This window comes from Bradyrhizobium pachyrhizi, assembly GCF_029714545.1.
Taxonomy (GTDB): Bacteria; Pseudomonadota; Alphaproteobacteria; order Rhizobiales; family Xanthobacteraceae; genus Bradyrhizobium; species Bradyrhizobium pachyrhizi.
Window position 1 is genome coordinate 5,694,629 of sequence record NZ_CP121667.1, and the last position, 24,229, is coordinate 5,718,857.

General features: G+C 62.5%; 20 protein-coding genes and 2 pseudogenes. 9 read left to right on the forward strand and 13 right to left on the reverse strand.

Annotation, left to right across the window (positions count from 1 at the left end; all coding sequences use genetic code 11):
• Positions 1 to 4 precede the first annotated feature (4 nt).
• Both QA639_RS27000 and QA639_RS27005 read right to left on the reverse strand, forming a co-directional pair.
• On the reverse strand, positions 5 to 865 hold the full coding sequence (locus QA639_RS27000; protein ID WP_283090626.1) for an FAD binding domain-containing protein: 861 nt from the start codon (positions 863 to 865) through the stop codon (positions 5 to 7).
• A gap of 259 nt (positions 866 to 1,124) precedes the next feature.
• A complete protein-coding gene (locus QA639_RS27005; RefSeq protein ID WP_028336136.1) occupies positions 1,125 to 1,583 on the reverse strand; it encodes a hypothetical protein in 459 nt (152 codons plus the stop codon).
• 443 nt (positions 1,584 to 2,026) lie between these two features.
• Here QA639_RS27005 and QA639_RS27010 point away from each other — a divergent pair, with 443 nt between their 5' ends.
• Positions 2,027 to 3,511, forward strand: a complete 1,485-nt coding sequence (locus QA639_RS27010) for an ABC transporter substrate-binding protein (protein WP_283090627.1) — start codon at positions 2,027 to 2,029, stop codon at positions 3,509 to 3,511.
• Positions 3,512 to 4,104: 593 nt separating this feature from the next.
• Here the strand turns inward: QA639_RS27010 and QA639_RS27015 are convergent.
• From QA639_RS27015 to QA639_RS27030, 4 genes are all read right to left on the reverse strand, one after another.
• A complete protein-coding gene (locus QA639_RS27015) occupies positions 4,105 to 4,605 on the reverse strand; it encodes a hypothetical protein (protein WP_283087690.1) in 501 nt (166 codons plus the stop codon).
• A 57-nt stretch (positions 4,606 to 4,662) separates the two neighbouring features.
• Positions 4,663 to 6,213: a DUF1254 domain-containing protein gene (locus tag QA639_RS27020; protein WP_346283702.1), complete on the reverse strand. Its 1,551-nt coding sequence runs from the start codon at positions 6,211 to 6,213 to the stop codon at positions 4,663 to 4,665.
• A gap of 88 nt (positions 6,214 to 6,301) precedes the next feature.
• Positions 6,302 to 7,768: a DUF1254 domain-containing protein gene (locus QA639_RS27025; RefSeq protein ID WP_283087692.1), complete on the reverse strand. Its 1,467-nt coding sequence runs from the start codon at positions 7,766 to 7,768 to the stop codon at positions 6,302 to 6,304.
• Positions 7,769 to 7,988: 220 nt separating this feature from the next.
• The gene (locus tag QA639_RS27030) at positions 7,989 to 9,494 is read right to left on the reverse strand and encodes a DUF1254 domain-containing protein (protein WP_428841065.1); all 1,506 of its coding nucleotides are present in this window, start codon (positions 9,492 to 9,494) and stop codon (positions 7,989 to 7,991) included.
• 181 nt (positions 9,495 to 9,675) lie between these two features.
• Here QA639_RS27030 and QA639_RS27035 point away from each other — a divergent pair, with 181 nt between their 5' ends.
• Entirely contained in the window at positions 9,676 to 10,698 is a 1,023-nt protein-coding gene (locus QA639_RS27035) for a helix-turn-helix domain-containing protein (RefSeq protein ID WP_283087694.1), read from the forward strand.
• 206 nt (positions 10,699 to 10,904) lie between these two features.
• Here the strand turns inward: QA639_RS27035 and QA639_RS27040 are convergent, their stop codons facing one another.
• Together QA639_RS27040 and QA639_RS27045 are read right to left on the reverse strand one after the other, a co-directional pair.
• Complete coding sequence (locus QA639_RS27040) at positions 10,905 to 11,120, reverse strand: hypothetical protein (RefSeq protein ID WP_283087695.1); 216 nt, start codon at positions 11,118 to 11,120, stop codon at positions 10,905 to 10,907.
• A 39-nt stretch (positions 11,121 to 11,159) separates the two neighbouring features.
• Positions 11,160 to 11,366 carry a hypothetical protein gene (locus tag QA639_RS27045; protein WP_283087696.1) on the reverse strand — a complete coding sequence of 69 codons (207 nt, stop codon included), beginning with the start codon at positions 11,364 to 11,366 and terminating at the stop codon, positions 11,160 to 11,162.
• Positions 11,367 to 11,389: 23 nt separating this feature from the next.
• Here QA639_RS27045 and QA639_RS27050 point away from each other — a divergent pair, with 23 nt between their 5' ends.
• The 4 genes and pseudogenes from QA639_RS27050 to QA639_RS27065 all read left to right on the forward strand — a co-directional run.
• Positions 11,390 to 12,688 (forward strand): peptidase M15, encoded by a 1,299-nt coding sequence (locus QA639_RS27050; RefSeq protein ID WP_157346336.1) that lies wholly within the window; start codon positions 11,390 to 11,392, stop codon positions 12,686 to 12,688.
• Positions 12,689 to 12,727: 39 nt separating this feature from the next.
• Positions 12,728 to 13,921 carry an aspartate kinase gene (locus QA639_RS27055; RefSeq protein WP_283087697.1) on the forward strand — a complete coding sequence of 398 codons (1,194 nt, stop codon included), beginning with the start codon at positions 12,728 to 12,730 and terminating at the stop codon, positions 13,919 to 13,921.
• Positions 13,922 to 14,182: 261 nt separating this feature from the next.
• A complete protein-coding gene (locus QA639_RS27060; RefSeq protein ID WP_157346340.1) occupies positions 14,183 to 15,358 on the forward strand; it encodes a M14 family metallopeptidase in 1,176 nt (391 codons plus the stop codon).
• A gap of 15 nt (positions 15,359 to 15,373) precedes the next feature.
• Positions 15,374 to 15,460: pseudogene (locus QA639_RS27065) on the forward strand (IS5/IS1182 family transposase); the annotation flags it as partial.
• Between the two features lie 119 nt (positions 15,461 to 15,579).
• On the opposite strand, the pseudogene QA639_RS27070 reads toward QA639_RS27065, so the two are convergent.
• Positions 15,580 to 15,937, reverse strand: a pseudogene (locus tag QA639_RS27070) (amidohydrolase/deacetylase family metallohydrolase); the annotation flags it as partial.
• A 289-nt stretch (positions 15,938 to 16,226) separates the two neighbouring features.
• On the opposite strand from QA639_RS27070, the gene QA639_RS27075 reads away from it, so the two are divergent.
• The gene (locus tag QA639_RS27075) at positions 16,227 to 17,447 is read left to right on the forward strand and encodes an ABC transporter substrate-binding protein (protein WP_283087698.1); all 1,221 of its coding nucleotides are present in this window, start codon (positions 16,227 to 16,229) and stop codon (positions 17,445 to 17,447) included.
• A gap of 254 nt (positions 17,448 to 17,701) precedes the next feature.
• Here the strand turns inward: QA639_RS27075 and plsY are convergent, their stop codons facing one another.
• The 4 genes from plsY to QA639_RS27095 form a co-directional block, all read right to left on the reverse strand.
• Positions 17,702 to 18,355 (reverse strand): glycerol-3-phosphate 1-O-acyltransferase PlsY, encoded by a 654-nt coding sequence (gene plsY / locus QA639_RS27080; protein ID WP_283087699.1) that lies wholly within the window; start codon positions 18,353 to 18,355, stop codon positions 17,702 to 17,704.
• 36 nt (positions 18,356 to 18,391) lie between these two features.
• Positions 18,392 to 19,531, reverse strand: coding sequence for an amidohydrolase/deacetylase family metallohydrolase (locus tag QA639_RS27085; RefSeq protein ID WP_157346346.1), 1,140 nt, complete (start codon positions 19,529 to 19,531; stop codon positions 18,392 to 18,394).
• 75 nt (positions 19,532 to 19,606) lie between these two features.
• On the reverse strand, positions 19,607 to 21,532 hold the full coding sequence (locus QA639_RS27090; protein ID WP_283087700.1) for a patatin-like phospholipase family protein: 1,926 nt from the start codon (positions 21,530 to 21,532) through the stop codon (positions 19,607 to 19,609).
• Positions 21,533 to 21,755: 223 nt separating this feature from the next.
• Positions 21,756 to 22,907 carry a zinc-binding dehydrogenase gene (locus QA639_RS27095; protein ID WP_050385824.1) on the reverse strand — a complete coding sequence of 384 codons (1,152 nt, stop codon included), beginning with the start codon at positions 22,905 to 22,907 and terminating at the stop codon, positions 21,756 to 21,758.
• A gap of 88 nt (positions 22,908 to 22,995) precedes the next feature.
• Here QA639_RS27095 and QA639_RS27100 point away from each other — a divergent pair, with 88 nt between their 5' ends.
• Positions 22,996 to 23,655 (forward strand): hypothetical protein, encoded by a 660-nt coding sequence (locus tag QA639_RS27100; RefSeq protein ID WP_283087701.1) that lies wholly within the window; start codon positions 22,996 to 22,998, stop codon positions 23,653 to 23,655.
• Between the two features lie 49 nt (positions 23,656 to 23,704).
• Positions 23,705 to 24,067 (forward strand): hypothetical protein, encoded by a 363-nt coding sequence (locus QA639_RS27105; protein WP_283087702.1) that lies wholly within the window; start codon positions 23,705 to 23,707, stop codon positions 24,065 to 24,067.
• Positions 24,068 to 24,229: the final 162 nt, after the last annotated feature.

Consider the following 24,229-nt stretch of genomic DNA (forward strand, 5'->3'; position numbering starts at 1 on the left):
GGTGCTAGTGTCCTCCCGCGCGCTGGGCGGCGATCGCGGCGGTGCGCTTGAGCAGCACGCCGGCGGTTTTGGTCCTGTAGGCGATGGTGCCGCGCTTGTCGTCGATCGGACGGCAGGCGGCGCGACACGCGGCGGCGGCGGCTTCGAGCGCGGCATCGTCGAGCTTCGAGCCGATCAGCGCCTTTGCCGCCGGTTCAACCAGCAGCGCGGTCGGCGCCACCGCGCCGAGGCCGACACGGGCCGCGGTACAGACGCCATCCTTCAAGGTCAGGCTGACGCCGATGCCGACCACCGCGATATCCATCTCGGTGCGCGGGATCATCCGCAGGTAGGCGTCGCCCGAGCCTTTCGGCCGCGGCGGCAAGGTGAAGTTGACCAGGATCTCGCCCGGCTTGAGGTTGGTGCGGCCAGGTCCGGCCGGCACATCCTCAACCTTCATGTCCCGCCGGCCATCCGGCCCCTGCACGGTGACGACGGCGCCCGCCGCGATCATCGCCGGCACGCTGTCGCCGGCCGGCGAGCCGTTGCAGAGATTGCCACCGGCGGAGGCGCGGCCCTGCACCTGCTTGGAGCCGATCAGGTTCACGGCCTCGAGCACGCCGGGCCAGACCTTGCCAAAGCGCGCGTGCTCGGCGAGCTCCATGCCGGAGACGGCGGCACCCACGCGGAAACCGCCATCGGTGGTTTCGCTAATCTCGGTCATCTCGCCGATCTTCTTGATGTCGACGATCAGTCCCGGCCGCACCAGGCCGGAGCGCATTTGCACCAATAAGTCGGTGCCCCCTGCCATAATGCGGGCGGCACTCCCGGCGGCAGCAAATGCGCCAATCGCTTCGTCAAGCGTGCGCGGTGCTACGTATCGGATATCGGTCATGACGGTTCTTTCGGTCTCCCTCGACTGCTTGTTCCCTTAAGATTTGCGGGATGTGGCCTTATTGCCGGCCGGCAGACCGCGAGCCTACACGGCGGATCGGGGTCCGAACAGCCTGCGAGGTGCGGCAGGAAGCGCAGGCTCCTATGCAGGATGCGGACTTGTGCGGTGCCGGCGGCGGCGCGCGACCTTCGCTTTGCGGCGCGCTCGCGACCCGCCGCGACCCGCCGCGACGAGGCCGCCGACAGATCGATCAGGCCCGACCGCGTTTGCCGGAGCCGATCCCAAGCATCGAGAACATCCCGATGACGAGCAGCGCCGCCGGAATGCACCACCACAACACATAGCCGAACATGTATTCGAAGATCGTGCGCCGGTAAGGGGGAAGCGGATTGGGCAGCGCGCCGGCACGCTGCATCTGCTCGATCTTCTCCTGCGACAGCTCGTGGTAAACGTTGAGCGGGCGGCCGTTGAGGTCCTTGCCGGAGCCCTTGACCATGAGGGCATAGTAGCCCGTCATCTTGTAGGGCAGGATGAAGGAGTGCGTGAGGCTCACATAGCCTAGCGCGAGGGCTTCGCCCTTGGGACCCTTCTCGGTCAGGTCCTGCAGCTGCTGGTAGCTGTATCGCGTGCCGAACTCCGCGGCGCGCACGTCCTGACCGGACACCGCCATGCCGGCGAACACGAGAAGAACGAGCAGACCGCGGCGCATGGCGTCTTGCCTCTCAAAGGGACGCGGCGGTTCGACCGCCGCACGTTCATCGAGCAAGCTACCGGAAAGATGTCCAACCCCGGCTAACCCAGGCAATACAAGTGTCAGCAGCCGGTTAAGTCCTCCTCAACCTCGTCGGGACGTGCTGAGCGCGGCGAAGCCCGGAACCAATGCCTGCTCGGCGATGTGCTCAAGCCGTGAGCGCACACGGCTGCGCAACCTCGCAACCGGACCGAACGCGATGGCGCGGCTCTTGCTTGCTTTCAACAACGGATTGGTGAAGCATGCCGGCGCAACGGCAGATCGGGAGACGGCGAATGGTCGAATTCTCGCGCAGAACGCTCCTCAAATTTGCGGCCGGCGTGCCGCCGGCGATCGCGGCGCCGGCCATCCTGTCATCGCGCGCCTTTGCCGCGGGCAAGGGCAAGACCATCACCGCAGTGATGCATTCGGACCTGCGCATCATCGATCCCGGTTTCACCACCGCCTACATCACCCGCGACCATGGCTACATGGTCTACGACACGCTGCTCGGCATCGATTCGAGCTTCAAGGTCCGCCCGCAAATGGCGGACTGGACGATCTCGGACGACAAGCTCACCTACACCTTCACGCTGCGCGACGGCCTGAAATGGCATGACGGCGCGCCCGTCACCGCAGAGGACTGCATCGCCTCGCTGAAGCGCTGGACCGCCGTCGACGGCATGGCGCAGAAGCTGGCCGAATTCACCGCTTCCCTCGAGGCCAGCGGGCCGAAGGCGATCGTGCTCAAGCTCAAGGAGCCGTACGGCCTCGTGCTGGAGTCGCTGGCAAAGCCCTCCTCCTACGTCGCCTTCATGATGCCGAAACGGCTCGCGGAGACGCCGCCGGGCAAGCAGATCGCCGAGCAGATCGGTTGCGGACCGTTTAAATTCATACAGGCGGAATTCCAGCCGGGCGTGAAAGCGGTCTATGAGCGCAACGCCGACTACGTGCCGCGCAAGGACAAGCCGGATTGGCTGTCGGGCGGCAAGGTCGCGAAGGTCGATCGCGTCGAATGGGTCACGATGCCCGACGCGCAGACCGCGATCAACGCGCTGCAATCCGGCGAGATCGACTTCCTGGAACAGCCGTCGGTCGACCTGCTGCCCGCGCTGGAGGCGAACTCCGATCTCACCGTGGCCGTGCTGAACAGGTTTGGATTCCAGATCGAGGGCCGGATGAATTTCCTGCACCCGCCATTCGACAACGCCAAGGTCCGCCGCGCCGCATTCCTGGCGATGAACCAGAAGGACGTGCTCGACGCCACCGTCGGCAACGCGAAATATTACGAGATTTGCGGCTCCTATTTTGCCTGCGATACGCCGCTCGCCAGCGACGCCGGCGCCGAGACGCTGATCAAGGGCAGCGGCATGGCCGAGGCGAAGAAGGCGCTCGCCGCCTCGGGCTATGACGGCACGCCCGTGGTGATCATGATCCCCGGCGACGTGCAGACGCTGAAAGGACCGCCGACGGTCGCGGCGCAGCTGTTGCGCGCGGCCGGCTTCAACGTCGACGCGCAGGTGACGGACTGGCAGACCGTGGTGAGCCGCCGCGCCAGCCAGAAGCCGCCCAAGGAAGGCGGCTGGAACCTGTTCTTCACCTTCACCGGCGCGACCGAGGTGATGAACCCGATCGTCAACAACCAGATCGCCGCGAACGGCAAGAAAGCGTGGTTCGGCTGGCCCGAAGACGCCAAGCTCGAGCAGATGCGCGACGCCTATGCGCGCGCCACCACGCCCGAAGAGCAGAAGAAGCTCGCGGTCGAGATTCAAAAGCAAGCCTACGAGCAGGTGATCTATATCCCGCTCGGCCAGTTCCGCTTGCCGAGCGCCTGGCGCAAATCGCTCACCGGCGTGCTGGAAGGCCCGGCGCCGCCGGTGTTCTGGAACGTCGACAAGACCGAATAGGATTGGCGACGCGATCGACGCGCCGCCGATCATCTTTGGGCCAGCAGAAGCACGTAGGAATGTTCATCGGTTCAGCCACCGAGGCGCTTCACCTCTCCCGCTTGCGGGCCCTGCAAAATATCGAAAACAACCCCATGCAAAGGAGCCGGCGGCCACCGGCGTTCGACCGAGCAACTTGACACGTCGGGCAAATCAGGAACATACTTCCAATATTCCGAAATCACGCGCCCCCTCGCCCGGCGATTGCATCCACGCCGTCGTCGCCCTGGCCTCATTCAGCACGCGCTTCCGCACGCGAAAGATTTGCGAGATAACCGGCCATGGACCCACAAAATGGGCTTTTGAGGGAAGCGGTAGTTGTTGACCCACATCGGACATTCACCGCCGGAGACTTGAGTGTTGGAGCACTATCACGGGCGTTAATCCGGAACTGTTCTTGAAGTTGTAGACGGGACCGGAGACTTTCATTCCAATCCGCTCGTCAAACGCGAGTCCCAGCGCTTTTTTCAGCTCGCGACCGTGGCCATTTTCATGTGGTGCTACCATTGCCGGTCGATGGGCCGGCGCCGGAGCGCCGGCCCGAGGTTGGGTCCCTACCGACAATAATCCCAGAATCCCTGGGTGCGGGATGGATCAGTGTAATACCAGCACATGCCGGGCGCAGGTGCTGCGCCCGGCCAGGCGGCTGCTGTCGCTGCTGACACCATGCCGATTGCCGCTCCGGCCGCAATCGCGCCGCCCCTCGGCCATCCGTACCAGCCGGGCCTGGCCCATCCGCCGCCGCCTCTGACCACGGTCGTGCCGCGAACCGCGGCGTTGCCGCGCGGCCCGACGACGGCAGTACGCCCGCGATACGCGCCGCCGCGTGGTCCGACCACGGCACCGCCGCGATGAACGACGGCTCCGCCGCGCGGCCCTCTCGCCATGCCGCCCCGGTGAACCGCCGCCCGCACGTCGATGATGTCGGATGATCTCACGTCACGTTCGCCCAGCGCCATAGGGCTAAGCGGTGCCGCCGACAGGGTGCCGGCCTGCATCGCTGCCGCGAGCGTGATCGCCAGAATTGAAGTCGCCAATCGTGAGCCGTAACGCATTCTCGCACCTCTCTGACCAAGTTTGATTTTGGAATCGGAGACTGACAGACCGTTCTTTCAGGCTAGCTTCTTGATGACCGGCGGCTTCCACGAACCGTCGAGGATACCCTCCTTGCCCCAATAGGCGCGGATGTAGAGGGAGAAATGTCCGTTCGGCGCGGGCAACCAGTTTGCTTCCTTGTCGCCGCCCGGCGACTTCGCACCGGCATAAAGCGTGAGTGATCCGTCGGCGTTGCGCTTGAGATTCTTGTTCTTGGTGCCGAGCGAATAGCGCTTCAGATCGTTCGGATGGAAGAGGTGCTTGTCGTTGTACATCGTCAGCGACCAGAAGCCGTTGACCGGCGGCTCCTCGCCCTTCGCGAACGTGATCTCGTAGCTGCCGCTTCCGTTCAGCTCGGTGCCTGAGGCGTCAGAGTCGGTGTAGAAGTATTGCGTTTCGGTCGGCCTGTTATCGAACATGTTGGATTTTGCCGTGCCAGTCCGGTTGAAATAGTCGATCCCGAACACGGCGTTGTTGGTCGAGCGATTCCAGCCATTGCCGGCCGGGCGACCGTTGTGCTTCCACTGGAAGAACTGCTTGATGACCTTCTCTTCGGTCTCGACGGCGGTATCGACGAGGACCTTCTTAAGTGCCGGATCCTGCGCCGCGGAATCGAGCAGCAGGCGAAACTGCCCATACAGAGCTTCCTCGCCGGGAAAGGGATCGACGAGATCAAGGGCGGCGCCGAGCTGATCGAAACATTTCTCAGGTACCACCCATTTCGTTTCGCCGCCTTCGGACTTGGGCCCCGTAACGCTTGGCAGCTTGCTCCATTCGACAATCTTCATCTTGCCGGTGAAGTCCTTCAGGGGGTAGGCGTTGATTTGATTGATCACCGGCTGGATTGCCTTCTTGTCCTCTGGCGTGTCATCCTGAAACGCCCGCGGGATGACATTGGCAAGTGAGGTTGGACAGCGGACGATTTCTGTAATGCCGGACGGCTTGAGACCTCTCCAGTTCGGGCCCACCAGCAGATAGAAGCCGGGCCTTGTACCGTAAGGCTTGCCCAGCTTGCCGAACTGATCGGTTCGTGCGTCGTACATGGCATAGACCCAGAAGCGGTCGCCGAAATCCGGAACCTGGATGACCACCGGCTCCTCATCGAGGGAGAAGAAGCCAAGGCCGTAGACCACGTCCTGATTGGGGCACGTCACGAAGGTCTCTGACGGGTCGATGTAATCGGCGAGCATGGCCAGATGGCCGCGGGGCGAAACCGGGAGCACGCCATTGAGGAGGCTCGGCTGCGGCGCCTGCGTGATTGTGGCGCTGCGGTTCATCATGTTGATGATGGGCCAGCCCCAGACATAGGCCATTTGTGCGATCGTTCTGGCGTAGTCGGGGAACATCGTGATGCCCGTTGCAGGCTCGGTCACGCGCGCTGCCATCGCGCCTTCGTGTGATGGCCGAGCCTGAGCCGGTCCCGCTCCGACGGCGACGGCGGAGGTCGCAATCGCAGCGGGAACAGCGGCTCCGGCGCCGACTGCAGCAAGCGATGCCGCTCCGATGCCGCCCTTGAGCGCATCACGACGCGAGGTGCCTTCATGAGTGGTAGTAGGCTTCGTCTTCATCGCAGCTTCCTCTTCAGTTCGACTGACAGTCTGGAAATGCCCCTCAAATTCACGAGGAAATCGGCCCGGCCTGGACGCCGCGCCTGCCTCACTTGACCTTCTCGATGTCGCCGGGCTTCCAGCTCCCGTCGATCGCGGGAGCGGCCGGCGCGTACAGCCTGAGAATTGCGAAGAAGCCGCGGCCCGGCGCAGTGGCGAGCCAGTTGCCTTCCTTGCCCGCGGGCGCTTTCGGTCCGATGTACAGATCCGTGCTGCCGTCGGCGTTCTGGGCCGGCTTGTCCAGTTTGCCGAGTGACGGGAAGGGTTGGCCGTTGTCGAGACCGGATGCATTCTCCGCCTCGTAAAGCGTGACGGACCAGAACAGCTCGGCGGGGATATCCTTGGGCAGGTTCACCTTGTAGCTTCGATCGCCGGCCAACGCGTCGCCATCCGAATCCTGGAAGGCGATCATGTAGAACGCGCCCTTGCCTGGCGTCATGGACACCATGCCGGGGCTGATCGAATAGTAGTCCGTGAAGAACCAGATGCGCGCGTCAAGCGCGCGCTGGCCGCCCTGACGCGCCAGGAAGCTCAGGTCGGTGGCCGATTTCGGCCACCGGGACTTCATGTTGTTGACCGGATTGAGCCACTTGCGATCGGCGTAGACGCGGTAGTCGACACCGTCCACACCTCCTTCGAGACCGATGACACGCGTCATCTTGTAGGCTGTCTTGGCGGCGGCATCGACAATGGCACGCATCCTGTCGTCGGGCTTGAACGGCCGGTTCAGCGTGATACCGAGCCCGTCGAGCATGCCAAGCCAGTCCGGATCCGCCAGACCGGTGCCTTCTGCGTCGAGCAACTGCTTGAGCTCTTCGAACGCTGCGATGTTGTTGCGCGGAAGCATGTTGAGCGACTTGCCCGACGCATCGGGGAAGCTCATCGGCCTTGCCGACGCCTTCTTGCCCAACGGATAGATCCTCGACTGCTTCATCAGGTCGACCGCAGGCTTGGTGTCCTTCGGGTCCTTGTAGAAGGAGCGCAGGAAAATGAAGACGCTGTTCGTCCCGGAACGGTAGACGTAATAGCCCTTGGGCACCTCGCCTTTGTAACCGGGGGGCAGGATCAGGAACTTGCCGCCCTTGCCGCCATCCGGCCCCGGGAGGCCCACGTCGCCGGCGAACTTGCCGCCATCGACCGGCATCGGACGTTGCCAGAAGTCGAGAAGAATCCCCTGCAAGTTCGGCGGCGCCTCGAACACCAGCGGTCCCGTCTTGCCGAGGTCCTCGAACACCATGCCGTAGATCAGGTCGGAGTTGGGCGTAGTGACATGAGTCTTGGCGTCAAGCCGCTTCATCCAGATCGGCATGACATTGTAGCCGGTGCCGAATGCTTCCTCGGCGCCGACCTTCATGCCCAAGGTGTTGATGAGGGGCATTGCCCAGAGATAGGTCTGCGTTGCGCGCTGGAAGAGCAGTTCGTCCGTTAATGTCTCTGCCGTCTTCTGCGTCGGCCGGTTCATCTCGAACGGCAGATTGGCGAGATCATCGAAGCGGCCGGCCTGACCGTGGGCCATACCGGTTGAGAAAATCATTGCGCCGGTAAGAGCGGGAAGCAACATGTTGCAACCGCGAACTTGTCTCATCTTGTTCTTCTCCTGGCCTTACGATCGATTCAAAGAACCGGGACAATGCTTGGTCGTAACTCACGATTGGATGCGCCAGGCGCGACCGCGTCGGCAGGCCTGTCGTGCAGCCTTTGATACGCTCGTGATGCAGCCTTGGCGCTCGCTTGACTCAATTCATCTTCACGACGTCATCCGGCTTCCAGGTCTGGTCGAAGAACTCGACCCCGGTGCCGTAGAGTCGCAAGGCGGCCAGGAAATTTCGTCCGTTGACCGTCTGGATCCAATTGGATTCGGGCGCGTTGGCCGGCTTCTGCGGGGCGAACCAGATATCGATTGATCCGTCGCTGTTGGTCGCAACCTTGTTGAATCCATTGATCGACGGCAGAAGCTGCGCGGTCTCGGGCATGGTCCCGTCGGTGACGTTATAGGCCGTGACAGCCCAGAACAGCGCGGCCGGAGGATTTGGCGGCAAATGCATTTTGTAGGTGTTCGAGCCGTCGAGGAAGTCGCCTTTCGCATCCCTTGCCGTGAACGGGTACTTTGATCCGGCGCCCAGGGTCCGCATGACCATGGCTGACGCCGACGAATAGGCGAACTGGAAGTAGGACGCCCGCTGGTCGATATCGAGATAACCGTCCTGCAACCACTCGGCCGTGCCTCCGGCCCAAGTGTTCTCATATTGACGGTCGTTGTAGTACTTGGTTCGCCCGTCGGGCCGGCCGAGCTGGCGGTTCGCCAGGATCATTTTCGGTGCGGTCTCGACGGCTTTTTTCAGCAGCTCCTGCTGCTTCGCGCTCGGATTGAAAGGCTGGCCCTTGATGATACCGATCGAGGCCAGCACGCCGCGTAACTCCGGATCGATCGCCGAGACGGGTTCGTAGTCGACGAAGGCCTTGAGCTTGGTCCAGTACGTGTTGTCGACCGGGTACATCATGTTGACGCGCTTGCCGCTGCCGTTGGGAAACTGCATCGGCTTGACGTCTCGCTCGACAGCCCACAGCGGGTAGATGCGCGTATGTTCAGCCAGCGCGACTGCCGGCTTCGGGTCCGGCCCGTTGTCACCCTTTGCCATCACGGTGCGGAAGAACAGGAAGACGTTGTAGGTCGACGATTTGAACGCGAAGTAGCCCTGAGGGATCTCGCCCTCATAGCCGGGCGGCAGCAGGAGGTAGAGACCGCCACGTGCGCGATCGGGCCCGATGGCCCCGACGTCGGTGATGGTTCTTTGGAAGAAGTCGGTGAACATGCCGATGACGTTGGGCGGTGCCGCGACCACCAGAGGCCCGGTTTCCTTCAGGTCGAGATAGCTCATTGAATAGACGACGTCTGCGTTGGGCGTCGGGACCCAGGCGCGTGCGTCCATCCGGTCCTTCCAGATCGGAAGAACGTTGTAGCCCTTGCCGAAGACGGCCTCCGAGCCGTCACGCATGCCGATGACGTTCAGCGCCGGCTGCATCGTCATGTAGGCGTGGACTGCGCGCTGGTAGAACAGTTCATCGCGCAACGCCTCTGCCTCATTTTGGGGCAGCCAGTTCCCATTGTTCAACTGCTTCAGCAGCGGAGGCATGGTTGGCTGTTGCGCAAGAGAGGGCGAAGCAAGCTGCGCAAGACCAATCAGCGCCGATCCGGCGATAGCCAAGCGTCCATAGCGACTGAACGTCGTCTTCAACTGCATGGTCATTCCCTTCCCAAATTGGCTGTAGCCGGAATTTCTCACCTAGATTTGAAACCGCAGGTGGAAGGTCTTGAGAAGGTTAGTTTTCTTGCGACGGGCGCTCAATTGACGATTCATGCCAGCGATTGACGTTTCGTGCCAAAGTTGCTTTTTTTCCTCATGTCGCAGATGAGGGTACGTTGTGGGCCGTGCAGTACCATCCACGCATTTCTCGACGAGAGACCTGCCTGTCATCGATGGCTTTGACGCCTGGCGCGACAAGATTTCGGTCATCTTCGACGTTGATCGTATTGGTGGCGGGCCGCGGCCTACCTCGTTTCAGGCCAGCGTTGACGCGTACCAGATCGGCAATCTTGTCATCACGGTCTCTACGCAAGGTCAGCAAGCCTACTCGCTTTTGCCAAAGCGAGCTCGCTCGGGCAGCATGGACCTCATTCAAGTCGGCCTCTATCGGTCGGGCGGCTATCGCGGCAACGCCGGTGGCATTTCGATCGAGGGGAATTCCGGCGACATACAAGTGCTTGATCTGGGGCGACCGATGCGCTCGGTCGAGCCGGACTCGGACATGGTTTGCGTATTCCTGCCACGAGAAATCCTGCAGGAACGGATAGGCGACCTCGACGGCCTGCACGGGATGGATTTGCGCTCCGGCACCGGACGCCTGCTTGCGGACTATCTTGGCCTGCTTGCACAACGGCTCCCGCAGATGTCTGCAGACGACGGTGAACCAGCAGCGAACGCGACAGTTGAAATGATTGCGGCTTGCTTGCGCCCCACTATCGCCAAGTTGCGAGAAGCGCAATCATCCGTTCAGGACGTCATTCTGCTACGTGCAAAAAGGGTCATCGAAGAAAAGCTTCTATCTGCGCGACTGACCCCGGAGCTTCTGTGCGGAATGCTTGGCATGTCGCGGCGATCGCTCTATCGCCTTTTCGAGCCGCTGGGTGGCGTGCACCACTACATTGTCCGACGCCGTCTCAGTCACATCAGAAGAGAATTGAGCGACCAAGGCAATCATGAGCGCATAGCGGATTTGGCCGCGCGCTTCGGCTTCACATGCCAAGAGACGTTCTGGCGGGCATTCAAGCGGGAGTACGGTGTTCCGCCTGGAGAGGTCCGATCGTCCCTTTTTCCCGATCGTAAGCACCGGGTGGCTGACCCCGACGCCGGCTTTGATCAGTGGCTTAAACAGCTAAGGATATGAAGCGAGCAAAGGCTGCACCAAGGCAGAGGCGAACTATGCCTTCCAAGCGGACGTGCCTTCGGACGGTATCAGCTTCTGGCTCTTCGCCGGCCCCTGGGGCAGACTGATCGACGTCCGTTCTTGACGATACGGTAATTCAGCTTCCGATCGTCGAGTGCGGGTCGTGTTCCCCCCACCGCGATCGCCGCGTCCATCACAAGACGTCATCAATGCCCGAGCCGCGCCTCCGTGCCGGCCAGCAGCCGCTGGATGTTGGCACGATGGCGCACGAGAATTGCGGTGCGGACATGTGGCGCGCGGCCCTGGCGAAGCAAGGCGTGAACATTATTCGCACTGCCAATCTTTTTTGGTGACGGGATGAACTGGCAAACGAGTCGCGCGACATCGATCGGCGCGAACCATTGGCTGCGATTGCGCATCATTCGCCGCACCCCAGCCTTGCCGATAACGAGGGCGTGGACTCACAGAGGTCCGCTTCTGACGGCGGCGCAGTAGTTGCCGTGCTCGATCGTCGTCGACTGCTTTTGACCTAGAACGGAAATCAGAGCTCGATCGCTGGTGAAAATCACCGAACGCAGCAGCACGCGCCGTGCCGGGTTGCTGGCGGCCGCGCGTTGCGGTCGGGCAACACTTTCTGGAAAAAGCGTGGCGCCAACCGCTTCCCCCATTGCGCGTTTTCATTTTGATCCGAATGATCGATGCCGTCGCGTGCTGGGCGGTGCAACAGGGCTCGGATCGAGCCTTTGGAGGCTACGGGGTGATGAACCCGCGGCGAATTGCGACTCCGGAGTTGTGCGGGACGGTCATTCTCGCAGGTTGGCTCCTTGCCTGGCTTGCCGGCTCTGCCGGCATCGGGAACAGCGGCGCGGTGTCCATCAAGGACCTCGCACCATCTCTCGCCGCCAACGCCGAACTGGCTGATACGCGACAGGCCACGGCAGTCGACAACGTCACCAAAGTGAATGCTGAAGCAGCGATGGCTGCAGAGCCCGTAGCGGGGCCGGCGTCCGACACGACGGCCCCGCCGCAGGCAGGCGTCATGGGTAACGCTGTCGCCAACGCCGATGCGGCGATAGCGGTTGAATCGGCGCCGGCGACACCCCCTGATGCGACAGCGACCTCGAACGAGCCGAAGTCAATCGTCGTGGCTGCGTTGCCCGATCCGTCGCAGACGCTGCCGGCCGAAACATCGCCGGTGCAAGCGGCGACGGCGAGCCCGCCTCCAGTGTCGAGCGACACCGAGGAGGCCGCGAGACCCCTGGATATTTTCGAGGAGTGCCTCGTCGTCGATGTCTGCATCGACCGGTACCTGTGGGCGCTCTACCAGCGGACGCCGAAGGAAGACACGATCAGCGTACAAGAGCAGCGGAAAGTGACCGTCAAGAAGAAGCGCAAGACGGTGACTGTCACCAGGACGTTCACCCGGCGCGTCAATAACGATTTCACGTGGAAGGATCCGAAGGCGGCGGAACGAATGGGCATGCCGATGATCGACTACGTGATTGGAGGGGTGGATCGGAGCTTCAAACTCAAGCTGTTTCACGCGCTTTACGCGGCGGAGCAGGCCGGGTTGGCGCCCGGCATCACCAGCGCGTTCCGCGATGACTACCGTCAATCGATCGCGAGCGGCCTGAAGGCGGCGTCCGACAAGTCATACCATGGAGGGAGCTTCCGCGGCGGCTATGGCCACGGGCTTGCCGTCGATGTCGTGAGCGTCAAGGGCGCGACGCGGGCGGAGCGTTGGGTCTCCACCGATGCCCTTTGGAAATGGATCGATGCGCGTGGACCGGATTTTGGAATCGGGCGACCGTATCTCGATCGAGATCCACCGCATGTCGCGCCGATAGACGGCAAGGAATACGCCGCTCACCGCGGCGGGACGAAAGCTCAGCACGCGGAAGCGGATCGCAAGAAGCGCGACCGAGGCGCCGTGCGGGTCGTGGCAAAACGATCAAAGACCGCAAAAGCGTCGAAGGGGAGAACGATCTGATCGGGTTCAGCTGCGGCTTCCAACACGACGCGGGCAAGAATGCCTAGCAGTCCCATCATCGTGCAAAAATACGGCGGCGTCTGTCTCGAAACACCGGCAAGAATCCGCGCGGCCGCGAGCCGTGTCGCCGATTTGCATGGCCGTGGTCACCGTGTCGTGGCGATCGTTTCAGCGATGGGCAAGACCACCGATGAACTCGTCAGGATGGCCTATCAGGTCAGCCCGCATCCCAATCGCCGCGAACTCGATATGCTATTGACCACCGGCGAGCGCATCAGCATGTCCTTGATGAGCATGGCGCTGTCTGATCTCGGCGTGCCGGCGATCAGCTTTACCGGCAGCCAGGCCGGTGTCATGACCGACGGGTCCCATTCCTCCGCACGCATTCTGGACGTGCGGCCCATTCGCGTGCGCGAAGAACTCGATCGTGGACGCATCGTGGTTTTGGCGGGCTTTCAGGGCGTGAACCCGCTGACCAAGGAAATCACGACGCTTGGCCGGGGTGGCAGCGATACCACCGCGGTCGCCATGGCTGCGGCGCTCAAGGCGGAGTGCTGCGAGATTATCAAGGAGGTCGACGGAGTCTGCTCGGCTGACCCGCGCATCGTCGCGGACGCAAAACCCTTGCGTCAGCTGGATTTCGCATCCCTATCCGAAATGTGCTTCTGGGGCGCCAAAGTCCTGCACTTTCGCAGCGTGGAGCTGGCCCACAGCCAAAACGTGCCTTTGGTCCTGAGAAAGTGGGGCGGCGCTCGACACAGCACGCAAGTGATGAAGGAGGTCGCAGACATGGAGAACGGAAAAGTCCTGGCCGTCAACTCGATGGCTCGCATTGAGCATGTGGAGATCGATTCGGCGGACCTCAATCAAGGCTTTGAGAAGTTCGCGCAGCATCTCCAGCAAAATGGCTTGCCTTGGCCGCAACTCCTCGCCTCGGCTTTCACCGCCGAAAAAACCCGCATCATGATGACTTGCGATTCTGAGGCACTCGACGCGTTGCTGCGCACACTGGAACAGAGCAAAGACCTGCGCAAACAGCGCGAGACGCTGAGTTCGGTGAGCCTCACTTGCTTCGGCGGCATTTCCTCGGACCTGCCATACAAGGCGGTTCAGATTCTGCAACGTCACGGAATCATCGCCGACAAGTATGTTTTGTCATCGCATTCGGTAAGCTTCTTTGTTCCGGTGGAGAGCCGTGAAGCCGCGGTCATGGCTTTGCACTCGCTGATCTAGGCCGTGAACCCATAAACGCGCCGCGCTGACGCGTTGTCAGTGTCCGCTGTGCCCCGATAGCCCACGCATCGTTGCACAGCAGTTTGGCGAACAACGCTGCAAAGTCCCTAGTCCGAGCCAATTCCAACATAGCTCGCGCAACAATCTTGCACCCTGATGAGATCAGTAACACACTTCGGTGCCCGGCAGTCGCGGGATGTCGCGACCACTATGCGTTTCATTCTCTGATCGTACCATCATAAAAAAGCGAGAATTGACACCATGCCAGACAATTCCGAAAAAGGTCTCGATCGCCGCAACTTCTTGATTGCATCTATCGCCACCGCTGGAGCCTCGGCCGCCTTCGCTGTCAACGCTAACGCTGCTGGCGAAGCGTCGGCTGCGTCGGCGGGGACCGTCTATACCGGCGATGTGATCCAGGGGAAGAAGGTCATCAGCGCGCTGGACGTCAACGACCTTGAGCCCGGGCAGAAGCATCTCTTCTATTTTCAGGGCGTGCAGATGCCTACGGGCAAACACTGGAATGTGTCGGTAGTGGTCGCGAAGGGGGTAAGGCCAGGCAAGCGCGTCCTTCTGATCAGTGGTGTGCACGGCGACGAGATGAGCTCGATCCATACGGTCATGACCGTGATGAACCAGCTCGACCCCAAAAGTATGTCGGGCACGGTGATGGCGGTCACCGATGTGTCTCGCCCCGCCTTGGAAAGCATGCAGCGGCGATGGCCCAACGTGGGGTTGGGTGCCGACCTCATAGACATGAACCGAGTATGGCCGGGAGACGAAAACGGCCCCACCCCGACCAGCCGACATGCGGGGTTGCTGTTCAATCGTCTGCTGCGGCCGAACGCCGACTTCGCCATCGATTTCCACACCGGGGCAACCGGCTTTAGTGCCAGTGCCTTCAATATCGGCGATATGAATATTCCGGAGGTCAAGGCGATGCTGGAACTCTTTCCCGTTACCCAGATCTTCAATAATCCGGTGTATCCGGTTGTTCTCCATAACGCTCTGATTGACGTGGGCATTCCTGCGTTCTGCTCTGAGATTGGCCCCGCTCGGGTACTCACTCCTGATATGATCGATCTGTTCGTTGAGGGTACGATGAACGTACTCAAACACCACGGTATCGTATCCGGCCCGATGGGCAAAACCGGCAAGGACGTGACTGTTTTCATTGGCAACAGTGGCTTCCCGATTGTTGCGACCGAAGCCGGCTTCGTCGAACCTCTGGTTAAGCTTCACGACAGGGTCAACCCTGGGCAGAAGGTCGCTGTACAGCGCAACAGCTTTGGCGAGATTGTTGCCGAATATATGAGCAGCGTCACGGGGGAGGTCTTTGCACTGCGTACTGACGTGACATCTGAGCCGGGCAATCCTCTGCTGTTTATTCTTTTCGAGAAGCCGACGCGGGAGGGCATGGAGTCTTATCCCGAGTAGTTCGCCCGAGCACGTTCCGTCGTGCGCGTGCACCAGCACGGAGCATGCATCGCGGACAACGATCGCCAAGATATGGGTCGCTCGCGAGGGGGCCTGACGAGTCCGCGCCCTAGTTGAAATTTGGCAAGGGGACGACGTCGCCCGTCGGCCCTTGGCATCCAGACCGGCTTCGCTATCGCCTGCTTGAGAACGAAGCGGACGCGGTTTTGTGAGTACGTGCCCTATTTCGGATGCCACCAGCGTCCGCCGATCACGACGCCTTCGGATGCGATCTTGCGATCGCCCCTCAGATGTTCGCCGACCACATCGACATAGTCGAACGTCCCCCTGCCGGACCGAGATCAGCGTGGCGTCGCCGACGCTGCCCGGCTTGAGGCTGCCGAGCTCCGGCCGCCGCAATGCCATCGCGGCATTGACGGTGGACGCCGCGATCACGTCCGGCAAAGGCATCCCCATGCAGAGGAATTTCGACATCGTCGTCACCTGGTCGAATGCCGTTCCGTCGATGCAGAGCTGATGGATGTCGGAGAAGATGGTGTCGGGGTAGAAGCAGTTGGCGAGCATCGCGCGCGCCGTCTTCACGCGGCGATGGAGCGCAAGGAGCGCAATGTTCCCGGACGAAGAACTCACGCCGCACAGGAACGTGGCTCGCCGATCAGTCGGGAGTATTTCCACGCCGCTTCGGGCAAAACGCCCGATGACATTGCGAGACCGCCTGCACGCGCGAATGCTAGGAGTCTGTTACGAGGGAATGCTTGCGCGGCAGCAGGCAGCCAAGCGCCGGCGCCTCCTCGACGGTCGTACCACGCCTCCACAACCCGGTGCGCGGATGACTCGCCATCATGACTGCCGATCGTGGAGCCACGCGATGCGCAAGGGCTGGTTCAGGCCGACCATCGGAGTTGCGATCATCAGCCTCGGTCTGCTTGCTGCGGCCGACCTGTTTGCCGAAGGCCGCAAATACGATCCCGGTGCCAGCGATACCGAGATCAGGATAGGACAGACGATGCCCTATAGCGGCCCGGTGTCGGTATTCTCCGTCATCGGCAAGGTGCAGGCCGCCTACTTCCGGATGATCAACGAGCGGGGCGGCATCAACGGCCGCCGGATCAACCTGATCTCCTACGACGATGCCGCAACGCCGGCGAAGACGGTCGAGCAGGTCCGCAAGCTCGTCGAAAGTGACGAAGTCCTGTTCATGTTCCAGTCGGTGGGCAACGCCCCCAACATCGCGATCCAGAAATATCTCAACGACCGCCACGTTCCCCAGCTCTTCGCGGGCGGGCGGTCCATGCGGTTCGAGGATCCCGTCAACTTTCCCTGGACCATGGGATTCGCGCCGAACCTGCAAACCGAGATCCGCGTCTATGCGCGTTTCATTCTCGACAATTACCCGAACGCCAGGATCGGCCTGCTCTATCAGAATGACGAGAGCGGAAAGGAATATCTCGCGGGGCTGAAGGACGCGCTCGGCGCGCGGGCGCCGGCCATGCTGGCGTCCGAAGCCCCCTATGACATGACGGACCCGACCATCGACTCGCAGGTGGTCCGGCTCAAGGCTGCTGATGTCGACGTGCTGATCGACATGGCCGCGCCGAAATTCGCCGCGCAGGCCATCCGCAAGACCGCCGAGCTCGGTTGGAAGCCGCTGCATTTGCTGGGTGTCGGCTCGTCCTCGATCGACGCGGTGCTTGTGCCGGCGGGGATCGAGCACGCTCGCGGGCTGATTTCGGCGAGTTCGTTCAAGGAAGCCAGCGACCCGACCTGGGCCGACGATGCCGGCATGAAACGATGGAGCGCCTTCATGGCCTCCTATTACCCGGAAGGCGACCGGAACAGCCTCTTCACGACCTACGGCTACAGCGCCGCCGAGTTGCTGGTGCGCGTGCTGCACCAATGCGGCGACGATCTCTCGCGCGACAACATCATGCGCCAGGCCGCCAGCCTGAAGGATGTCAGACTCGATCTGCTGTTGCCCGGCCTCGCCATCAATACCAGCCGCGCCGACTATCGCGTGGTGAAGGAGTTCCGGATGATGCGCTTCACCGGTGAGCGATGGCAGCCTTTCGGGCCGGTCGTCGCCGACTAAAGCATGATCCGGAAAAGTGCGAAGCGGTTTTCCGAAAAGATCATGCTCAAACAAAGAGCTAAGGCGCGATGACGATTCAACCTAATCTCATCGCGCTTTAGCACGCCGTTCCGATGGAATCGGAACGGGATTCCATATCCATGGTTCAAACACGTTTTCTTCACGCACACCGGTACCGACTTCGCTCAGGAGCGCTCAAGGTCGGATCATCGGATTGATCGATCAGCCTTCCCTGAGGAAATCCGAACCTTTTATCAATGCCCGAGCCGCGCCTCCGTGCCGGCCAGCAGCCGCTGAATGTTGGCACGATGGCGCACGATCACGTAGATGCCGCCTGCGATCACCAGCAAGCGATAGGGCAACGGTTGCTCCAGGCCGCAGACGAGGACGATCGCCGTCAATGCCGCCACCATCGAGCCGAGGGAGACAATCCGAAAGACAGCCACCACAGCGCCAAAGGCCGCCGCAGCGCCGAGGCCTACCGGCCAGGACATCGCCAGCAACACGCCGAGCCCGGTCGCAGCGGATTTGCCGCCGGTGAAATTCAGCCAGATCGAACGGCCGTGCCCCAGCAACACAGCAAGCCCGGCCAGGCAGACAGCCCAGGACACGCACGTTTGCGGATCAAGCGCTGCCGGCGGCGTGACGGATGGCAAGGTGTACAACCAGAGATAAAACCAGCGGGCGAACAGGATTGCCGCTACGCCTTTCAGCACGTCGACAAGGAGCACCGCCAATGCGGGCCACTTCCCCAGGGTTCGCAATACGTTCGTTGCCCCGGTGGATTTGGAGCCATGCTGGCGGATATCGATGCCCCTCAGCAGCTTCCCCGCCAGATACCCCGTCGGCGTCGAACCGAGCAGATAGGCGATCGCCAATCCAGCCACACCCGCGATCCAGAAGATCATGTCAGTCACCTGCCCTCGGCGGCGCGTCCATCAATTCTAACGCGGATGCCACCAGCGTCCGCCGATCACGACGCCTTCGGATGCGATCTTGCGATCGCCCGTCAAATGCTCGCCGACCACGTCGACATAGTCGAACTGCCCTTCCCTGACCGAGAGCAGCGTGGCGTCGCCGACGCTGCCGGGCTTGAGGCTGCCGAGCTCCGGCCGCCGCAACGCCATCGCGGCATTGACGGTGGACGCAGCGATCACGTCCGGCAACGGCATCCCCATACAGAGGAATTTCGACATCGTCGTCACCTGGTCGAATGCCGGTCCGTCGATGCAGAGCTGATGGATGTCGGAGGAGATGGTGTCGGGATAGAAGCCGTTGGCGAGCATCGCGCGCGCCGTCTTGAAGGCGAACGAGCCCTTGCCATGGCCGATGTCGAACAGCACGCCGCGCTCGCGCGCCTCCAGCACGACCTTCTTCACCGTGCCCTGCGCGGTCGCGGGCGTGTTGGGGAACGGACGGAACGCGTGGGTCAGCACGTCGCCCGGACGCAGGCGCGCGAGCACCTCCTCATAGCTCGGCGGCGGATGGTCGATATGCGCCATCAGGGGCATGCCGACCTCCTCGGCAACCTCGAGCGCGATCTCGAGCGGCACCAGCCCCGAGGTGCCCGAGGCGAACAGGCCGACCCGCACCTTGATGCCGACGATCAGGTCGCGGTTCTCGTCGGCGACGCGCGCCGCGTCGATCGGATTCATCAGCCGCAGCTCCTCGCTTTCGCCGACCATCACGCGATCCGAGAAGCCGAAGATGCCGGCGTGCGAGACGTGCAGATAGGCGAGGATACGGACCTGGCTCGGCTCGATCACATGCTTGCGGAAGCCGGCAAAGTTGCCAGGGCCGGCGCTGCCGGTGTCGACCGAGGTGGTGACGCCGGAGTTGCGGCAAAACTCCTCCGCGTCGATGCCGAGCGAGGTGCCGCCCCAATAGACATGAGTGTGCAGGTCGATGATGCCCGGTGAGACGATCAGCCCCGAGACGTCGCGGACCTCGGTGGCTGGATCGGCTTGCAACTCGCGGCCGAGCGCAGCGACCTTGCCCGCGGCAAAGCCGATATCGGTCACGGCATCGAGTTTCTGCGACGGGTCGATCACCCGTCCGCCGCGCAGGATCAAATCGAAAGGCATCGTGTTCTCCGGATTCGGTCCGGCACGATGGTCGACTTCGCCGGCGCCTGCAAGCCGCTCAACCGAGCGGGCCTGCTAAGAAACCGGCGCGGTCGCTGTCGCGCGATCCGCGCCCTTGTCAGCGACCATGTCCGATCCCTTGTCCGCTCCGCTGGCCGACGCGACGATGGCCGCAATGGCGGGATTATGCGCCGCCTCCGAGGCAGCAATGATCTCGCGAGCCCAGCGGTACGAAGATTCGAAGATTTCCTGATGGCGGTCGAAATCGGTGACGTCGATGCCGTCGGGCGTCGGCGGACGCATCACCATGTCGAGCGGCGTGGTCGGCAGCGTATCATAGCGCTGATGCGCGACGAGGCTTCGCCACAGCACGTTGACGGCGCTCGGCGCGGCCGGAAGCAATTTCTTGCGGAACGGCGTCAGCAGCGATGCAAGCAGCTCAAGCCGCCCCGGCAGCGCGGCGTAGTCGACGTCGAACATCTCGGTTGCCGGGTCGCCGAAATGGACCACCAGATTCGGTCCGCTCTTCATCTGGTGCATCTGCGCCAGCGGAACGTTGTCGACGAGGCATCCGTCGACCAGCATCGAGCCGTCCCTCGTATAGAACGGCGGCAGCAGACCGGGGATGGCGCTCGACGCCCGCACCGCCTGCCACAGCAGACCGGTTCGGATCAATTCGAGACTGTGCGTCGACAGATTGGTCGCGACCGCCGCGAACGGCCGCCAGCAGTCCTCGATCCGGCAATTGTGGCCGTACTGATCGGCGAGCGCGGCATCGAACGCCTTGTGGTCCAGCAAGGCGTAGCGCGGCCAGGTCGGACGGCGGAAGCTGCGGCTGGAGACGAATATCTCATGCGTGCCGCGCTCGAGATGCTCGGCGTCGTAGTTCTTGGCAAAGCCCGCTGCCATCGCCGAGCCGACGCTGGTGCCGACAAAGATGTCGAACATCGCGCCGCGCTCACGAAACGCCTTGTAGACGCCGACATGCGCGGTGCCGAGGCTGCCGCCGCCGCCGGCGACAAATCCGACGGCGCGACCGCACAGGAAGCGAACCAGGCTGTCGATGTCGAGCTGGTCCTCGAGCGCGACGTGATGATGCATGAAGCAGGGCAGCCGCGCCAGCCACGACGCGGTGCCGCTGACCTCGTGGCGCCTGACGTCATGAACCCGGACGAGGCGCCGCGTCGACGCCGGATGCACGGCGCAGGCGAAGCGTTCGATCTCCGTCAGATCGGGCGTGGGCGCATGGCCACGGCAGGCGAACACGACCAGATCGGCCTGGCGGATGGTTTTCCGCGCCCACTCCGATGCGTCAGGACCACCGAAATAGGCCACCAGCGGCGCGTCGTACTCGATCCTGTTGAGCCAGTCGGCGACCTCGGATGCGTCCAGCGCGCGGCCGGGAAACATCGCCTGAACCCGCGCGAGGTCGACGATCTCGGCACCCGCAGCGGCAAGGCCTTCGCGCAACCTGTGCTCAAAGGCGGCAGGCACCGGTTCCCGTCCGCCTGGGATCAGCGCGACGGTGCGCGCCTTCGGCGACGCCCGGAGCGGCAACAGGCGCGCGGTCTCGGTGGCAAACCGCCGTGCAAGCGCAGCCAGCAGCGCCTCGACGATCTCGGGCGTTTCCCGCGCCAGCGTCGTATAGGCGGCGCGCGTCAACACCAGCACGCTGGTATCGCGGATCGCAATCACATTGGCCGTGCGCGGGATATTGGCAAAGAACCCGATCTCGCCGACCAGTTCGCCGGCGCGAAGCTCCGCGATCGGTTCGGGATGACTGGTCCGGTACACCGCGAGCGCGCCATGCAGCACCAGGAACAGCGCGTCGGAGGCGCCGCCCTGCTCGACCAGCAGTTCGCCGCGCACGAGGTCGCGCCGGGTCATTGCGCCAAAGGCGATCAGCCGCTGCTCCGCGCTGAGGGTTCTGAACAGCGCGAAGTCCTCGGACACGTTTCCCCACGCAAACGTCGCGCTCGGCGGCACACGGTTCGAATGCATGATCCGATGTTAGCGCCGGGCCGTCGTCCCGGCGAGCGATATCAGGGCCCAATCGGCCGCACCCTGGAGCCTTTTTCCGTTCCGATGGAATCGGAACGGGGCTCTGGATTCTTGTTTTGACGCGTTTTCTTCACGCGAACCGGCATCCACTTCGGCTCGAAAACGCTCTAGCCACAAATCCTTGGGAGCACTGCAGCAGGATTTGCAGCATCCGCGATCTGCTTCACCCGACCAATTCCGGCCACGGCACGATGGTCGACTTCACCGTCTTCATCGCCATTGCGTCGGCAACCGCGCGGGCGACGCCGTCTTCGGTGAACGGATAGATCGTCTGCATGTCGAGCCAGGGATATTTGTTGCGCGTGCGGTAGAGCATGTCGACGCCGAGCGGCAGGTCGTTGCCGGTAAAGCCCCAGGAGCCGAGCACGTTGAGATCCTTGGTGCAGATGCGGTGCCACGAGGTGTTGATCGAGCCGGCATCGGTGAACTGCCCCATCTCGACATAGGTGCCGCCGTCGCGCAGCATCTCGATGCCCTCGGGGCCGGCGGTCGGATGGCCCGAGCAGTCCATGACGAGGTCGGCGCCGAAACCGCCGACGATGTCACGCACCGCCTTGATGCGCTGCTCCGGCGTCTTGAGCTGCTCGATATCGACCGTCGCCTCGGCGCCGAACTTGCGCGCCAGCGCAAGGCGCGGTGTCTCCGGCGCGCCGACGCAGATCACGCGCCCCGCGCCCATTTCCTGCGCGGCGGCGACCGCGAGGATACCGATCGGCCCCGAGCCCTGGATCACCACCGTGTCGCCCCAGCTGAAGCCGCCGGCGCGGGTGGCGCGGTTGAAGGCGCGGATGCAGGAGGTCAGAGGCTCGGAGAGCGCGCCGAGCCGCAGCGACATGTCGTCAGGCAATTTGTAGATCTTGGTGCCGGGCAGCATGTCGAGATCGACATAGACATATTCGGCCCAACCTCCCCACATGTGCGGCGCCTTGTCGAAACCGAGATAGCGGCCGTAATAGACCGGCGTCAGACACTTGTTGGCGCTCTCGGGATAATGGATGCAGTAGTAGCAGCGGCCGCACGGCATCAAGGGCGGGATCATCACCTTCGATCCTACCTGCAGCGGCTTGCTCATGAAATCCTCGGTGAACTCCGCGCCGCATTCGACGATCACGCCACCGAGCTCGTGGCCGAGCGTGAACGGCCACGGCAACGGCTTCGGCCAATGCCCCTTCAGGATGTGCAGATCGGTTCCGCAAACGCCACAGGCACCCACCTTGATCAAGGCCGCCTTTTTGCCGATTTCCGGCCATGGCACTGTCCGGATTACCGGCTTGGCTCCAGGTCCATCATGCGTGCAGACGCGGATCTGCTCCATCGGTTCGCTCTCCCTGTCCTTGTCGTTGGGCCGGGTTCGGCCGAGCCGACTTTAGGTCAGGACGATTGGGATGTCATGAAGGCCTGTCATGAAGGTCTTCATGACAGACCTTGGCGGAACGAGGCGCTTCGAGTCCTGGCGGAGTATTTTCCGCAAGGAGGCATCGATTGTGAAGGCAGCCGAAGGCGAATTGGCTGGTAGCATTGCGGGGAACGACACCATGAATCCTGGTATCGAAGGCATCGTCGGCATGTACGTCAAGTTGGGCGAACTGGACACGCTGCAACGAATGAAGGAGCATCGACAGGGCTTGCTCGACCAATGCGTCGATACGGCGAATTTCAGCTTCGATGTGACGAGATCGATCTACAGGAGCGACCTCGAGGTGATCGAGGCGGGCATCGAGAGCCTGTATGGCGAGATCACCGGTCATGTCGACGTCGTCAACGAGAAAAGGATTGCCGGCTGGGCCCTGTACAACCAACACCCCGACAAAAGGGTCGCGATCGATATCTACTTCAACGGCAACCTCGTTGGCGAAGTCGTCGCCGATGAGTTCCGCAACGATCTTCTCAAGCTCAACAAGGGCGATGGACACCATGCCTTCGTCTTCGTGCCGCCGAGCGGGTCCTATCAGCCGCCGCTCCAGATTGAGGTCCGCGCCGCGAAGCGAAAGGTGCTGAAAACCGTGGCTGTTGAACCACCAGCGGCGGCTGTCGAACCGGAAATGGACGCCGAGGCCAAATAACCTCACCGCATCGCTTCCGCGCGCCCCGGATCCGCCGGGCGCCGCCACCGTGGAGCTGGCCGGTCTGGGGCATCTGATCGGTCATTACTCGCATCGCAAGGGCGGACAGACCTGGATCATCGAAGGCGTCGCGGCCCAGGGCTACAATGTCGGCATCGCGGGCCTGATCAGCACGGGCGAAAGCTTGCACAACAATCACCACGCCTATCCTGGCTCCGCGAAGCTCGGGCTGCTGCCGGGTCAGATCGACCTCGGCTGGTGGTTGATCAAAGCATTCGAAGCCGCAGGGCTCGCGAGCAACATCAAGACGCCGGATAATCTTGCGCCACGCCCGGGCTCGCGCCGCGTCGACGAACCGGGCAACGCCGGCGCGGTCGCGCCGCGACATCGCGGCAGCGCATTGTTCCAGTAATGCGCAGCCGCGCATCTTCCGTTGCGGATCGAACGCCACGCAGCTATATACGCCGCGTCGGAAAAGGCAGACTTGGTTTGGTAAGCCCAAGTCCTTTCGAAAACGAAGGTCCTTTCGGATCGAAGTCCTTTCGAACGAAAGCTCTGGTCTCGCGCCACGTGC